The following is a 14,304-nucleotide window of genomic DNA, read 5'->3' as shown; positions in this document are numbered from 1 at the left end:
AATCCAATCATAATCGAAATGAGAACGATTATTGATTGCGAGTCGTTTTCGGCCCCGGCGTGTCGCATGCCTGCCACTGGCTCCCGTGGCACCCCGCAAAGAGGGCGGGGCCACGATCGCGCGGCCCCGCCCTTGAACGCCTTGCGCCGAAGCGCCTGGGTTTGGGCCTACTGGAACGCCACCTCGGCGAAGCTGCGCAGCTTGCGGCTGTGCAGCTGGCCCACGCCGGCGCTGCGCAGCAGCTCCAGCGCGCGGATGCCGATGCGCAGGTGCTGGTCCACCCGCTCGCGGTAGAAATGGTTGGCCATGCCGGGCAGCTTGATCTCGCCGTGCAGCGGCTTGTCGCTCACGCACAGCAGGGTGCCGTAAGGCACGCGGAAGCGGAAGCCGTTGGCGGCGATCGTCGCGCTTTCCATGTCGAGCGCCACTGCACGGCTCTGGCTGAAACGGCGCTCGGGGCCCGGGTGCGGCAGCAGCTCCCAATTGCGGTTGTCGGTGGTCGCCACGGTGCCGGTGCGCAGCAGTGTCTTCAGCGCCTGGCCTGAGAGCTGGGTGACTTCGGCCACCGCCTGCTCCAGCGCCACCTGCACCTCGGCCAAAGCTGGAATCGGCACCCACAGCGGCAATTCCTCGTCCAGCACATGGTCCTCGCGCACGTAGCCGTGGGCCAGCACGTAGTCGCCCAGCTGCTGGGTGTTGCGCAGGCCGGCGCAGTGTCCCAGCATGATCCAGGCGTGTGGCCGCAGCACGGCAATGTGGTCCGACGCGGTCTTCGCATTGGCCGGGCCCACGCCGATGTTGACCATCGTGATGCCGCCATGGCCTTCGCGCACCAGGTGGTAGGCCGGCATCTGCGGCAGCCGCGGCGGTGCCATGCCGCTGGCGCGCTGCTCGGTGCCTTCGCGCGGCGTCACCACGTTGCCGGGCTCGACAAATGCGGTGTAGTCGCTGCTGGCGCTCTGCATCAGCTGGTGGCCTAGGCGGATGAATTCGTCGATGTAGAACTGGTAGTTCGTGAACAGCACGAAGTTCTGGAAGTGCTCGGGTGCGGTGCCGGTGTAGTGGCGCAGCCGGTGCAGCGAGTAGTCGACCCGCGGCGCGGTGAACAGTGCCAGTGGATGCGGCTCCTTCGGGCCGGGCTCGTAGCTGCCGTTGGCAATGCCGTCGTCCATCGCCGCCAGGTCCGGCAGGTCGAAATGCTCGCGCAGCCGGGCGCGCTGCTCGGCCGTCAGCGTGCCTTCGATGTGGTCGGCCTCGCCGAGCGAGAAGTGCACGGGAATCGGCTGCGTGCCCAGGCCCACGTCCAGCGCCATGGCTTGGCCGCCGTGGTTGCGCAGCAGCAGCCGGAACTGCTCGCGGTAGTAGTCGCCGAACAGGTCCGGCCGCGTCAGCGTGGTCTCGTAGGTGCCGGCGCCGGCCACGAAGCCAAAGCTCAGCCGGCTGTCGGGCCGCTGGTCGGTGTGCGTCTGCACCCGCACGCTGGGGTACCACGCGCGCACCCGGCCGGCGGGCGCTTGGCCGTCCACATAGGCTTGCAGCTGCTGCCGCAGGTGCCTGACCTGGGCCTGGTAGAGGGCAACAACCTGGGCCAGTGCGGCTTCCGGGTCATCGAAACGTTGGCGCGGCGTGAACGGGGCTTCGATCATGGGCCGATTGTGAACCGGCGTCGTGACCGCTCGCATGTCGGCGCCGGCACCCCGCTTGCTCTTCTGCCAAGTCCGCTGCGCGCGGTGTAAAGACCTGTAATGCAGCCGGAGGACGATCAACGCCGCATTGTCGGCCCACGTTGTGCATGCGATGCGCCGCCTGGCGCCCCAACGCGGTGGCCTGCCGTTTTCCCCGCCGCGCCATTCTTTCTGCCGGCTTTTTTGCCGAAACCCTCAAGGAGCCACACATGCCCCGTACCGCTTTGCTGTTCAGCCCGCTCGCTGCCCTCGCCCTTGCATTGGCCCTGCCGGCTGCGCAGGCTGCAGATCCCGCCTCCGCCCGCCCCGGTGCCGCCCACTTCAAGCAGTTGGACACCAACGGCGACGGCGCGATCAGCCGTGAAGAGGCCGCCACCGCGCCGGCCCTTGCCGGCAAATTCGACATGATCGACACCGACAAGGACGGCAAGCTGACGCCGCAGGAACTGCGCGGCTTCAGCGAAGCGCACAAGTCCGATGTTTTCGGCAAGCTGGACACCAATGGTGACGGCATGCTGAGCCATGACGAGGTCGCCAGCCGGCCCAAGCTGGCCGAGAAGTTCGACAGCCTGGACGCCAACAAGGACGGCCAGCTGAGCCCCGATGAAATGCGCGGCATGAAGATGCGCTGAACCCCGCAGGCCTTCGCCAAAAAGGCAGCTTCGTGAGAAGCTGCCTTTTTTATGGCGCAGCCGCCACAGGCATCGGCGGAACCCCCATGCCTGCGGGCAGTCGAAGCTGTTAAGTTGACTGTTTCGCGCTGGTTCGGCAGACCGCATTCGCTGCCCCTCCGGGTATCGGATGCGGCGCCACCAGCGCCAATGAAAGCTGCGAATACCGGGAGACTGCGCTAGAGTCGATTCAGCTGTTTTGAGACCGTTTGCCCTTGCCCGCCATTGCCAGGGACATGTCCCGGCACCGAGAGGTGGCTGTGTCACGCAAAAAGATGGTTGGCGCCGCCCTGCTGACATTGGGCGTGCTGCTGTTGCTGGTCGTTTTTTCAGGCCGGCCTGAAGACGCGCTGGGCCGCGTGCGGTCTGCCGGCGTGCTGCGCGTGGGCTACGCGATCGAGGCGCCTTATGCGCAGCTGGGCGCTGATGGCCGCGTGACCGGCGAATCGCCCGAACTGGCCCGCCTGATCGCGGCGCGCGCCGGGCTGCCAGCCATCGAATGGGTGCAGACCAGCTTCGACCAGCTGATTCCGCAGTTGCAGGAGCGCCGCTTCGACCTGATTGCCGCCGGCATGTTCGTGACCCGCGAGCGGGCCGGCAAGCTGCTGTTTTCGGAACCCACTGAACGCGTGGCTGCCGGCCTGCTGCAGCGCAGCGACGCCCCCGTACCATCCAGCCTGCAGGGCCTTGCCGCCGTGCCGGGGCTGAAGCTGGCTGTGCTGAGCAGCTCGGTCGAGCACCAGCAAGCCCGCCAGGCAGGCCTGGGCGACGCAAGGCTGGTGGTCGTGCGCGACGCTGTGGAAGGCCGCGAAGCCGTGCAGCACGGGCTGGCGCAAGCCCTGATGCTGTCTTTGCCGACGGTGCGCAGCCTGGCAAACGTTGCTGGCGCAGCGCCGCTGCTGGCCACGCCCGTGGCCGGCGGCGCCGAGCCGGGCTGGGTGGCGTTCGAGTTCCACCTGGAAGACAGCCAGCTGCAGCGCCACTGGAACAAGGCCCAGGCCGAGGTGGTCGGTTCGCCCGAGCACCGGGCCTTGATGCAGCGCTTCGGTTTCGCGCCGGAGGACCTGCCCGGCCCGGTCACGCTGGCCAAGCTGCTGGCGCCGGCCTCATGAAGATGACCAAGCGCCACCGGCCTGCACCTTCGCCGATGGTGGTGGCCCGTGCGGGTCGCGCGGGCCTGCTGGCCGTCATCGGGGCCAGCCTGGTCGGGGCCTTGTTGCTGGTGTTGTTCTGGCAGCAGATGCAGACCCGCATTCCGCTGAACACCTTGCTGCGCGACATGCGCCAGGCGCGGGTCGAGCTGGTCACCGGCGATCTGTACCTGACCCTGGCCGCCAGGCCCGATTCGGCCTGGCAGCCCGAGCAGGGCAGGGCGCTGCTGCAGCAGTCCACCATGGCGTTGCTGCGCCTGGGGCGGGCGGCCAACGATGCGCTGGTGGCCGTTGGCGAACCGGCGCCGGGCGACCTGGTGCCCGAGGTGAGTGCCTTGCGCGAGCGCCTGGCCGAACTCGGCCCGCGTCCCGGCCCCGCAGAGGAACTGGAACTCAGGCTGGCGCTGCAGGCGGTGGACCGTGCTGCGGTCCTGCTGGACCAGGCGCTGAACGACTGGGTGCAGCGCCTGCGCGCCCAGCAGCAGCGGCTGTTCCTGTGGGCACTGATGCTGGCTGGCGTGCTGCTGGCCGGCCTGTGGACCGCGATGGCGCTGCACCTGCGCAGCCAGCGCCGCCATGCGCTCGAACTGGCGCAGTACCACGCAGAGCTGGAAGCCCAGGTGGCCGAGCGCACGCAGGCGCTGGAGCAGGCGCGCGACCGGGCCGAAGGCGCGAACCGCGCGAAGAGCGCCTTCCTGGCCAACATGAGCCACGAGATCCGCACGCCGATGAGCGCCATCCTCGGCCTGAACTACCTGCTGCAGCGCGACACCGAAGATCCGCAGCAGCTGCGCCGCCTGGGCCAGATCAACGACGCCGCCAGCCACCTGCTGCAGATCATCAACGACGTCCTGGACCTGTCCAAGATCGAGTCCGGCAAGCTGGAGCTGGAGCGCACCGAGTTCTCGCTCGACCAGCTGCTCGACCGCATGATGGCCCTGGTCTCGCAGCGCGCGCAGGACAAGGGCCTGGAGCTGGTGCTGGACACCGATGACCTGCCGAACTGGCTGATCGGCGACCCGACCCGGCTGTCGCAGGCGCTGCTCAACCTGCTGGGCAACGCCATCAAGTTCAGCGACCACGGCTGCGTGGTGCTGCGTGGGCGCCGCATGGCCGGCGAAGCGACGGCCGGCCACGAAGGCCAGGTGCAGATCCGCTTCGAGGTGGGCGACAACGGCGTGGGCATTCCGGCCGACAAGCTGGCCGACATCTTCAACGCCTTCGAGCAGGCCGACACCTCCACCACGCGGCGCTTTGGCGGCACCGGGCTGGGCCTGTCCATCACCCGCCGCATTGCCGAGCTGATGGGCGGCGAGGTGGGGGTGCACAGCACGCCGGGCGAAGGCAGCCGATTCTGGTTCACCGCTTGGCTGGCGCTGTCGGATCGGCCCGAGACCTCGCGCCGGCTGCCGATGCTGCAGGGCCGGCGCGTGCTGCTGGTCGACGACCAACCCGAGGCCCGCGAGGCGCTGGGCGTGATGCTGCAGCAAATGGGCCTGGCCGTTCAGACGGCCGACAGCGGCGCCGACGCGCTGCGCCAGCTGGCCCAGGCCGAGCGCGAAGGCTGGCCCTTCCACCTGGCGCTGGTCGACTGGATGATGCCCGGCCAGGACGGGCTGGAAACCCTCAGACGCTGGCGCCACGGTTCACCCGCCTCCGCGGCGACGCTGCGCGCGCTGCTGATCAGCGCAGGCGACCCGGCCAGCCTGCTGCTACCGGCACGCGAGGCCGGTTTTGCCGCCGTGCTGGGCAAGCCCATCACCGCCTCGATGCTGCACGACAGCCTGGTCGAGCTCAGTGCCGAGCACGCCGTGCCGCTGCCGCGGCTGGCCCGGCCGGGGCCGTTGGCCGCGCCGGTGCCGGGCGAGCTGGAGCAGCTGCTGCGCGAGCGCCATGGCGGCGCACGCGTCCTGCTGGTCGAAGACAACCCGGTCAACCAGGAGGTCGCCGTGGAGCTGCTGCGCAGGGTGGGGCTGGCGGTGGACGTGGCCAGCGACGGCAGCGAAGCCATCCAGCAGGCCGGCCAGTGGCCCTACGCCCTGATGCTGATGGACGTGCAGATGCCCGGCATCGACGGGCTCGAAGCCACGCGCCGCATCCGCCAGCTGCCTGGCCACGCCCGCACACCCATCCTGGCGATGACCGCCAATGCCTTCTTCGATGACCGCCAGGCCTGCCTGGACGCCGGCATGAATGACCACGTCGCCAAGCCGGTCGACCCGAACAAGCTGTATGTCTCGCTGCTGCAGTGGCTGCCGATGAGCGAGCCGGCGCTGCCCGATGAACTCGCGGGCTGGGCCGGGCTGGACGCGACGCTGGGCGTGGCCCGCTGCGGTGGCAGCCCGGTGCTGTGGCAGGCGGCGCTGCAGCGCTTCCGCCAGCACCACCGCCACACTGACACCGAGCTCGGCGAAGCCGTCTCCGCCGGGGACTGGGCCCAGGTGGCGCAGCTGGCGCGCACGCTGCGCAGCGCGGCCACGGTCATCGCCGCCACCGAAGTCGAGCAGGCGGCCGGCGCGCTGGAAGCCGCCTGCCGCGACGCCGCCGAGCTGCGCACACTGCTGGACGAAGCCGCGCAGCTGCAGCGCCAGCTCGGCCGCCTGATGCACACGCTGGCCTCCATCGCACCCACCGCGCTGGCCGGGCGCGCCGCGGCGCAGGCTGGCGAAACGGTGTCCTGAAAAAGTCGGCGCAGGCTCCGCGTGTCATCACGCAGCCTGGCCTCGTCCGCGTTCTATATTGGCGTGACGGGTTGGCAGTCTGGCCGGCCGCTTGATCCTGTTTTGCCGCCATGACCCTGCTTCCCCTGCCTTCCCCACCGAGCGGTGCCACCCGCCGCCAATGCCTGGCAGCCGCCCTCGGCCTGCTGGCCGCGGCTGGCCCGCTGCGGGCCGACGACGAGCCGGCCCACGTGCTGCGCGTCACCGGGCTGGCCGATGAGGCGGCCGGTGGCGACCTGTCCCGCCGCTTCGCCCCGCTGCGCACCTACCTGGAAGCGCGGCTGGCGATGCCGGTGGTCTGGGTCATGGTGCCGGACAGCACCGGCGTGGTCGACGCGCTGGTCCAGCGCCAGGCCGACCTGGCCTGGGGCGGCGGCTTCCAGTACCTGCTGGCCGACGCGCGCAGTGGCGGCCAGGTGCAGCCGCTGGTGCAGCGCGCGCAGGACGACCAGTGGCGTTCGGTGTTTGTCGCCCGGCGCAGCATGGGCCTGCGCAGCCTGCTCGACCTGAAGGGCCGCACGCTGTGCTTTGCCGGTCAGCAAAGCCCGAGCGGTCACCTGATGCCACGCAGCGAGCTGCTGGCCGCTGGCATGCAACCGGCCACCGACCTGCGCCGCCTGGCCTTTGCCAGCGGCGCCCAAAGTACGCTGCAGGTCGTGGCCAGCGGCAAGGTGGACGCCGGTGCGCTGAGCCTCGCGGCCTGGCAGTCGCTGAGCCAGCCAAGCGCTCCGGCCGGCTCCGCGAGCTCGCCAGCCTCACAGCCGCTGCAAATGCCCCCAACGCAACCCGCTCCGTTGCTCCCGCCTTCGCCAGACGCAGCCGCGCTGCAGGTCTTCCACACCACCGCGCCGTACCACGACTACCTCTGGGTCACCCAGGCCAGCCTGCCCAGCGCGCTGCGCGAAGCCCTGCGGGAGGCCTTCCTGGCCCTTGAACCGGAGGCCACGGCGCAGGCGAACGAACTGCTGGCGCTGCAGCGCACCACCCGCTACCAGCCGGCCCTGCCCGAGCACTACCGCGCGCTGAAGGCGGCGGCCGACAATGCACACCTGCTCGCCTGAATCCTCCGACACTTCTCACCGCATGACCACGCCCTCTTCTCCCGCCCCCTCAGCTGAACCGCGGCTCAGCTCGCTCTCGCACGGCGGCGGCTGCGGCTGCAAGATCGCGCCCGGCGTGCTCAGCAGCATCCTGAAGCAGGCGCCCGGGCTGCCGGTGCCCCCGGAGCTGCTGGTCGGCATCGAAACCTCGGATGACGCTGCCGTCTGGCAACTCACCGATGAGCTGGCGCTGGTCGCCACCACCGACTTCTTCATGCCCATCGTCGACGACCCGTTCGACTTCGGCCGCATTGCCGCCACCAACGCCATCAGCGACGTGTACGCCATGGGCGGCAAGCCCATCTTTGCGCTGGCCCTGGTCGGCATGCCGGTCAACGTGCTCAGCGTCGAAACCATCGGCCGCATCCTGGCCGGTGGCCAGGCGGTCTGCCAGGCGGCCGGCATTCCCATTGCGGGCGGCCACACCATCGACTCGGTCGAGCCCATCTACGGCCTGGTCGCACTCGGCCTGGTGCACCCGAAAAACGTGCGGCGCAATGCCGATGCCCGGCCCGGCGACCGCCTGGTGCTGGGCAAGCCGCTGGGCGTGGGCGTGTTCTCGGCGGCGCTCAAGAAAGGCCAGCTCTCGGCCGAGGGCTACGCCGAGATGATTGCCCGCACCACCCAGCTCAACACGCCCGGCCCGGCGCTGGCCGCGCTGCCGGGCGTGCACGCGCTGACGGACGTGACCGGCTTCGGCCTGGCCGGCCATGCGCTGGAACTGGCGCGCGGCGCCGGCTGTTCGCTGCGGCTGGACTGGGCGAAGGTGCCGCTGCTCAGCGGCGCCCGCGCGCTCGCCGAGGCCGGCCATGTGACCGGCGCCTCGGCACGCAACTGGGCCGGCTACGGCGCCCAGGTGCGGCTGCCGGCGGGCTTTGGCGCGGTGGATCAGGCACTGCTCAGCGACCCGCAGACCAGCGGTGGGCTGCTCGTGTCCTGCGCGCCGGAAGCGGTGGACCAGGTGCTGGCGATCTTCCGCGAACAGGGCTTTGCCGAAGCGGCCGAGATCGGCAAGGTCCAGGCCGCAGGCGCGGACGCGGTTTCACTTGAATTGATTTGAAACCGGTCAAAAGCGCCAGGCGCTAAACAGTCTGGCGCGGCGGCCGATGATCGATCGCCAGCCGGACAGCGAGCGGTCCGCGAGGCTGCGGCAAACTGCCGATATCGGCGCCGAAGACCCGGCTCCTCGGCAGACCTGGCGGCAGGTGGCGACCTAAGATTCGGCCATGATCTCGCTGCAAGGTGTGCCGTCGGTTCTCATCGCCAAGAACCAGTCCTGGGTCCGCAAACAGGCCCAGGCGCTGGTGCGCCATCTGCCAGCCAACGTGGAGCGGGCCGACCTGATCCAGGTCGGGCTGATCGCGGTGGCGCAGGCGGCGGTGAGCTTTGAATGGGAAGGCGACCGCGACAGCGCGGACGCCCAGGAAGCGTTCGTGCGCTACGCCCGCATGCGCGTCAAAGGCGCCATGCTCGACGAGTTGCGCCAGATGGACTTCCTGACCCGCGGCGAACGCCGCAAGATCAAGGTCGTGCAGATCGCCCGCGAGCGCCTGCGCAACCGCGATGGCAAAGAACCCGGCCTGGGCCTGCTGGCCGAAGCCACCGGCATGAGCGCGCAGGAAATCTCCTCGCTGATGCAGGCGGACCAGTTCGGCCGCCACCAGTCGCTGGCCGAATCCGACGACGATGAACATGGCGGCGGTGGGCAACGCTTCCACCCGGCCACCGCGCAGGAGGAAGTCGAGGCGCGGGTGGACACCGGCATCGTGCTGCGCCGGCTGGAGCGGTTTTTTGCCGACCTGCCCGAGCGCGAGCGCATGGTCATCGACGCCTACCTCGGGGTCGGCCTGACGCCGGTCGAGGTCGCCAAGTCATTGCAGGTCACGCCCTCGCGGGTCTCGCAGATGTACCAGTCGGTCGTCAAGCGGGTGGCCCAGCATTTTGGCCATGCGGTGCCCACGCGCCAGCGCGCGATCGATCGCCAGGTCGAACGCCCGGTGCAGGTGGACCGCCAGTCCGACGCGTTTGCCGAAATGATGCGCGAACGCGAGATGCAGATGCGTGGCGAAGCGCAAGCCAGCTGGGGCGAGTTGATGGAGCAGGTGCTCTCAGTCGAGCGCTCGCAGGCCGAGCCGGTGATTGCAGCGGCTCGCCGCTCGTCCGGCGCCAGCACGCGCAGCACCGCGCGCCGCAATGCCGCCAGCGCGGTGCAAGCCTGCCCGGACATGGCCGCCGCCGTGGCCCCGGCGGCCGACATCAGCCCCGCCAGCCACGCCATCACCAGCACCGCCAAGCCGGCCCGCGTCGCCAAGTCCACCAGCGCCCGCAGTGGCCCGCGAAGCCGAACGCCGCGCGAGCCGGCCGACAGCGCCAGCCTGTCCGCACGCGACAACGACGCCGCAACCATGGACCTCTGACAGCCGCGCCGCCGCTGCAATAAAACGATACGCAGCGAAACCGCGTCGAGACGACTTCATTCGCCCCGCGGCGCAGCATTCAGGCACGGTAAACCCGTGCCTGTTTTGTTTGCGACTTAAGGAGCGAGCGCCATGAAGAAGACCTGGATCAAACGCGGCCTGATCGGCCTGTTGAGCGTCGGCGTGCTGTTCGGCGGCCTGGCGGCCTATGCCGGCAACCGGTTCAGCCACATGAGCGAGGCCGACATCGCCCGCGTGCGGGTGCACGTCATCGAGCGCGTGCAGAAGGAGCTGGTGCTGGACGCCACCCAGCAAGCCAAGCTCAACACCCTGGCCGACGTGCTGCAGCAGCAGCGCGCCGCGATCAAGGGCAGCAGTGCCGACGCTTCGCCGCACGAGGCCATGCAACGCCTGGTCGCCGGCAACGCCTTCGACCGCGCCGGCGCGCAAGCGCTGATGGACCAGAAGCTGTCCGCGGTGCAGAAGGCCGGCCCCGAAGTGCTGACCGCTGCCGCGGACTTCTACGACAGCCTGCGCCCGGACCAGCAGGAAAAAGTACGCGCCTTCATGGCCAGGCACGGCGATCGTTTCAGCCGGGGCTGAGCGTGGGCTTCGCATTGATGATGCGAGGCGGCTGGCGGCGTCGCGAACCCGAAGTGACCGACTTGCCGCCGCCAGCGGTCTGGCCGGTGATGGGCTCGCTGATGACGCTGCTGCTGGCCGGCGGCGCGCTGGCGCTGCAGGCGGGCGTGGCATGGCTGGTGCCGGTGCTGGCCGAGCCCGGCGGTGCACTGGCCAGTCTCGCGTCCGGCCTGCACCCCGAAGCCGCTGGTTGGGGCAGGGCGGTGGCCGCCCTGGGCGGCACGCTGGCGGTGCTGGGCCTGGCACTGGCCGGCTGGGCTGCGCAGCAGTTGCACGCGGCCGGCGCTGGCTGGCTGCGCGGCCCGGCCATGCTGGTCGACGAAGGGCCGTACCGGCTCTGCCGCCACCCGATGTATGTGGGCCTGACGCTGGCGCTCGCCGGCACCGGCGTGGCGCTGGCCTGGCCGGGCCTGCTGCTGGCAACGCTGGGCTACGCGCTGCTGCTGTGGCAATGGCAGGTGCCACGGGAAGAGCAGCAACTGGCACGCAGCTTCGGCGGCTGGTGGCGGGACTACGCGGCGCAGGTCAGAATCTGAGCGCTTGGGAATCGCCCGCCGCGGGCGCCTTGCTGTTGCATGCACCACATCCTGCTGATCGACGACGACGAACTCCTGGCCCCGCCGCTCGCGGCCTACCTGCGCCGCTTCGACTTTGCGCTGGAAGCCGCGCTGCGGCCCAGCGAGGGCCTGGCCCGGCTCGCGGCCGGCGGCATCGACGCGGTGATCCTGGACGTGATGCTGCCCGAGATGGACGGCTTCGAGCTGTGCCGCCGCATCCGCCGCGACAGCCAGATCCCCGTGCTGATGCTGACCGCCCGCGGCGACCTGACCGACCGTGTCGTTGGCCTCGAACTGGGCGCCGACGACTACCTGCCCAAGCCCTTCGAGCCGCGTGAACTGGCGGCTCGGCTGCAGACCATCCTGCGCCGCGTGGCCAGCCATGCGCCGCCCCCCGCGGCCACCGAAACTTCGCCGCACCTGCTGCGCTTCGACGGCCTGGTCATCGACCTCGAACGCCGCAGCGTGCACCGCCAGGGCGAGCCGGTCGAGCTGACCGGCACCGAGTTCGAGCTGCTGTGGCTGCTCGCGCGTGACCCGCACAAGATCCTCAGCCGCGACGAGATCCTGAACCGCCTGCGCGGCCGCGAGGCAGACCTCTACACCCGCGCGGTCGACGTGCTCATCAGCCGCCTGCGCCGCAAGCTGGAGCCGCTGGACGCCATCAAGACCTTGCGCAACGCCGGCTACACCTTCGCGCTGGCGCGGCTGCCGTGATGCTGATGCAGCGCCTGGTGGAACGCTGCCGGCGGCACCGCGCCGTGCATGCCGCGCGCCGCTGGCGCCATGGCCTGGGCCATTCGCTCAAGCGCCGGCTGGTCTTCCTGTTCGTGCTGCTGGCCGTGGGCACCACGCTGGTCTTCCTGGCCGGCTCGCGCGAGGTGTTCTCCACCGGCTGGCGCGAGCTGGTCAAGCCGCTGGTCAGCGACTACCTGGACCGGCTCACTGCCGAGATCGGCAACCCGCCGGACATCGCCCGCGCCCAGGCACTGACCGAGCGCCTGCCGATCAGCATCCGCATCGAAGGCCCGCAGGTCAACTGGCAAAGCCCCAACAGCGCCCCCGAAGACCGCTACGGCCACAAGCTGCCGCATGACGGCGCCCTGCGCGCGCTGATGACCCGCGACACCGCCGACGGTCACCACATCCGCTACGGCATGGCGGCCTGGCAATGGCAGGACCATCCGCGCTGGTTCTCCGGCATGACGCTGGGCGGCCTGCTGGTGCTCACCGGGCTGGCGTTTTTCTACGTGCGCCGCCTGTTCCGCCCGCTGGACGACATCCGCGCCGGCGCCATGCGCTACGGCACCGGCGACTTCAGCCAGCCCATCCCGCTGCGCCAGCACGACGAACTCGGCGAACTCGCGATCCAGGTCAACGCCATGGCCGCCAACCTGCAACGCATGCTGGACGGCCAGCGCGGCCTGCTGCTGGCCATCAGCCACGAACTGCGCTCCCCGCTCACGCGTGCCCGGCTGAACGCCGAACTCGTCGCCGAGGGCCCCGAACGCCAGGCCCTGCTGCGCGACCTGGCCGAAATGCGCGACCTGATCCACGACCTGCTCGAAAGCGAACGCCTGGCCCGCGGCCACGACGCGCTGCACCGCGAGCCTGTCGACCTGAACCAACTGCTGCGCGACCAGGTCGCCCAGCAATGCCCCGAGCAGCCCATCGAATGGCAGCTGGACCCCACGCTGCCCACGCTGCCACTGGACCGCAGCCGCATGCAACTCCTGCTGCGCAACCTGCTGGACAACGCGCTGCGCCACGGCAGCGGCGGCACGCTGGACCTCGTCACCCACCGCAACGGCCCGCAACTGCAGCTCAGCGTGCGCGACCGCGGCCCCGGCGTCCCCGCCGACCAACGCGACCGCTTGGCCCAACCGTTCTACCGGCCGGATGCGGCGCGCACCCGGCGGGACGGTGGCGTCGGCCTTGGGCTCTACCTGTGCCGGCTGGTGGCCGAGTCGCACGGGGGCACGCTGAAGTTCGAGGACGCGGGGCCGGGGTTGCGGGTGGTGGTGACGTTGCCGGTGCAGAGCTGACGGGCTTCGCTCTTCAGATTGCGTCCAGCGGGCTGCGCACGCCGTGTCCACCGCGGTTGAGTGCATGCGTGTAGATCATCGTGGTCCGCACGTCACTGTGACCCAGCAGTTCCTGCACCGTGCGGATGTCGTAGCCCGCCTGCAGCAGATGGGTGGCAAAGCTGTGTCGTAGCACATGGGGCGTGCACGGCTTGTCGATGCCCGCGCGCTGCGCCGCCAGCTTCACCGCCTTCTGCACCGACTGCTCCATCAAATGGTGCCGCCGCCGTTCGCCGCTGCGCGGGTCGGTGGAGATCGAAGCCGCCGGGAACACCCACTGCCAGCCCCAGCTCCGCGCAGCGCCGGGATATTTGACCGCCAGCGCATCGGGCATCCAGACCGCGCCCAGGCCGTCCGCCAGGTCGCGCTCATGCTGCTGCCGGGCGCGCGCCATCTGATCCCGCAGCGGCAGCATCAAGTTCTCCGGCAGGACCGTCACCCTGTCCTTGCCGCCTTTTCCGTCACGCACGATGATTTCTCGGCGCTCGAATTCAACGTCCTTCACCCTCAGCCGCAAACCTTCCAGCAGTCGCATGCCCGTGCCGTAGAGCAACGAGGCGATCAACCCCATCGTGCCGCTCATCTCCTGCAGCAACGCCGAGGTTTCACGCGAGGTGAGCACCACCGGCAAATGCCGGCTGGTTTTTGCGCTCACCACTTCATCCAGCCAGGGCAAGTCGAGTTTCAATACCTGCTGGTAGAGAAACAACAGCGCGGATTTGGCCTGATTCTGTGTGGCGGCCGCAACCGAACGTTCAGTCGCCAAATGCGAAAGAAAGCCCGCCACCTCCGTGGCACCCATTTCAGCCGGATGCCGCTTGCCATGGAACAAGATGAACCGCCGAGCCCAATCCACATAAGCCTGCTCGGTGCGGATCGAATAATGGCGAACCCGAATCTCCGCGCGCAACCGGTCCAGCAGCTTCGGCGGTGGCGTGGCAGCGGCCGCGGGCAAGGCGGCGGCTGAGGAAGATGCTGGCGTGTCCATCCGCCGATTTTTAGGCGTGCTAACGTGCGGCCGCATCCACCGGAATGACGATGACAACGCATGTCCCACAAGGAGAGACTGCCAGCCATGACCAAGCCATCTCAGCAGGTTAGACCAACCAAGCCCGACCTCGGCTGGTTGTCCATTTGACGTTGGGCTTTTCGGGAATCGTCAAACGCTTCGCTGCGGTCCACCCGGTTTCCAAGGTCTTGGCGGCGCGTCCAAAGGCGAGCTTGCGTCATATTGCTGGCGCAAAGCGGCCGGTGGGTTCGGCAAGATGCAGGGCATG

12 protein-coding genes are annotated in these 14,304 nt (G+C 69.6%); 10 read left to right on the top strand and 2 right to left on the bottom strand.

The window, feature by feature from the left end; all coding sequences use genetic code 11:
• Positions 1–167 precede the first annotated feature (167 nt).
• A complete protein-coding gene (locus tag ACAH41_RS20290; RefSeq protein ID WP_325653150.1) occupies positions 168–1,646 on the bottom strand; it encodes an AMP nucleosidase in 1,479 nt (492 codons plus the stop codon).
• 248 nt (positions 1,647–1,894) lie between these two features.
• Between ACAH41_RS20290 and ACAH41_RS20285 the strand changes: the two genes are divergently transcribed.
• From ACAH41_RS20285 to ACAH41_RS20240, 10 genes are all read left to right on the top strand, one after another.
• Complete coding sequence (locus ACAH41_RS20285) at positions 1,895–2,317, top strand: EF-hand domain-containing protein (protein WP_325653148.1); 423 nt, start codon at positions 1,895–1,897, stop codon at positions 2,315–2,317.
• Between the two features lie 299 nt (positions 2,318–2,616).
• Positions 2,617–3,468, top strand: coding sequence for a transporter substrate-binding domain-containing protein (locus ACAH41_RS20280; RefSeq protein WP_325653146.1), 852 nt, complete (start codon positions 2,617–2,619; stop codon positions 3,466–3,468).
• Complete coding sequence (locus ACAH41_RS20275; RefSeq protein WP_325653144.1) at positions 3,465–6,188, top strand: response regulator; 2,724 nt, start codon at positions 3,465–3,467, stop codon at positions 6,186–6,188. Before ACAH41_RS20280 ends, ACAH41_RS20275 begins: the two co-directional genes overlap by 4 nt.
• A 110-nt stretch (positions 6,189–6,298) precedes the next feature.
• Complete coding sequence (gene phnD / locus ACAH41_RS20270; protein ID WP_325653142.1) at positions 6,299–7,288, top strand: phosphate/phosphite/phosphonate ABC transporter substrate-binding protein; 990 nt, start codon at positions 6,299–6,301, stop codon at positions 7,286–7,288.
• A gap of 22 nt (positions 7,289–7,310) precedes the next feature.
• On the top strand, positions 7,311–8,387 hold the full coding sequence (selD, locus tag ACAH41_RS20265) for a selenide, water dikinase SelD (protein WP_325653140.1): 1,077 nt from the start codon (positions 7,311–7,313) through the stop codon (positions 8,385–8,387).
• A 166-nt stretch (positions 8,388–8,553) separates the two neighbouring features.
• Positions 8,554–9,744, top strand: coding sequence for a sigma-70 family RNA polymerase sigma factor (locus ACAH41_RS20260; protein ID WP_325653138.1), 1,191 nt, complete (start codon positions 8,554–8,556; stop codon positions 9,742–9,744).
• Positions 9,745–9,876: 132 nt separating this feature from the next.
• Positions 9,877–10,347 carry a Spy/CpxP family protein refolding chaperone gene (locus tag ACAH41_RS20255; protein ID WP_325653136.1) on the top strand — a complete coding sequence of 157 codons (471 nt, stop codon included), beginning with the start codon at positions 9,877–9,879 and terminating at the stop codon, positions 10,345–10,347.
• A 53-nt stretch (positions 10,348–10,400) separates the two neighbouring features.
• Positions 10,401–10,922: an isoprenylcysteine carboxylmethyltransferase family protein gene (locus tag ACAH41_RS20250; RefSeq protein WP_325653134.1), complete on the top strand. Its 522-nt coding sequence runs from the start codon at positions 10,401–10,403 to the stop codon at positions 10,920–10,922.
• Positions 10,923–10,961: 39 nt separating this feature from the next.
• Entirely contained in the window at positions 10,962–11,660 is a 699-nt protein-coding gene (locus ACAH41_RS20245) for a response regulator transcription factor (protein ID WP_325653132.1), read from the top strand.
• Positions 11,660–12,988, top strand: a complete 1,329-nt coding sequence (locus tag ACAH41_RS20240; protein WP_325653130.1) for a HAMP domain-containing sensor histidine kinase — start codon at positions 11,660–11,662, stop codon at positions 12,986–12,988. The genes ACAH41_RS20245 and ACAH41_RS20240 overlap by 1 nt, the downstream gene beginning before the upstream one ends.
• A 13-nt stretch (positions 12,989–13,001) precedes the next feature.
• Here ACAH41_RS20240 and ACAH41_RS20235 read toward each other — a convergent pair whose 3' ends face one another.
• Positions 13,002–13,982 (bottom strand): integron integrase, encoded by a 981-nt coding sequence (locus ACAH41_RS20235; protein WP_370538444.1) that lies wholly within the window; start codon positions 13,980–13,982, stop codon positions 13,002–13,004.
• Positions 13,983–14,304 lie beyond the last annotated feature (322 nt).

Origin of the sequence: Ideonella sp., assembly GCF_041287625.1 — a bacterium.
Taxonomy (GTDB): Bacteria; Pseudomonadota; Gammaproteobacteria; order Burkholderiales; family Burkholderiaceae_C; genus Ideonella.
This window is presented reverse-complemented; position numbering and strand designations above follow the sequence as displayed.

Coding starts and splice junctions, on each gene's coding strand:
- selD (WP_325653140.1), top strand. CDS start 7,311: ATGACCACGCCCTCTTCTCCCGCCCCCTCAGCTGAACCGCGGCTCAGC.
- phnD (WP_325653142.1), top strand. CDS start 6,299: ATGACCCTGCTTCCCCTGCCTTCCCCACCGAGCGGTGCCACCCGCCGC.
- ACAH41_RS20290 (WP_325653150.1), bottom strand. CDS start 1,646: ATGATCGAAGCCCCGTTCACGCCGCGCCAACGTTTCGATGACCCGGAA.
- ACAH41_RS20255 (WP_325653136.1), top strand. CDS start 9,877: ATGAAGAAGACCTGGATCAAACGCGGCCTGATCGGCCTGTTGAGCGTC.
- ACAH41_RS20240 (WP_325653130.1), top strand. CDS start 11,660: ATGCTGATGCAGCGCCTGGTGGAACGCTGCCGGCGGCACCGCGCCGTG.
- ACAH41_RS20260 (WP_325653138.1), top strand. CDS start 8,554: ATGATCTCGCTGCAAGGTGTGCCGTCGGTTCTCATCGCCAAGAACCAG.
- ACAH41_RS20275 (WP_325653144.1), top strand. CDS start 3,465: ATGAAGATGACCAAGCGCCACCGGCCTGCACCTTCGCCGATGGTGGTG.
- ACAH41_RS20285 (WP_325653148.1), top strand. CDS start 1,895: ATGCCCCGTACCGCTTTGCTGTTCAGCCCGCTCGCTGCCCTCGCCCTT.
- ACAH41_RS20245 (WP_325653132.1), top strand. CDS start 10,962: ATGCACCACATCCTGCTGATCGACGACGACGAACTCCTGGCCCCGCCG.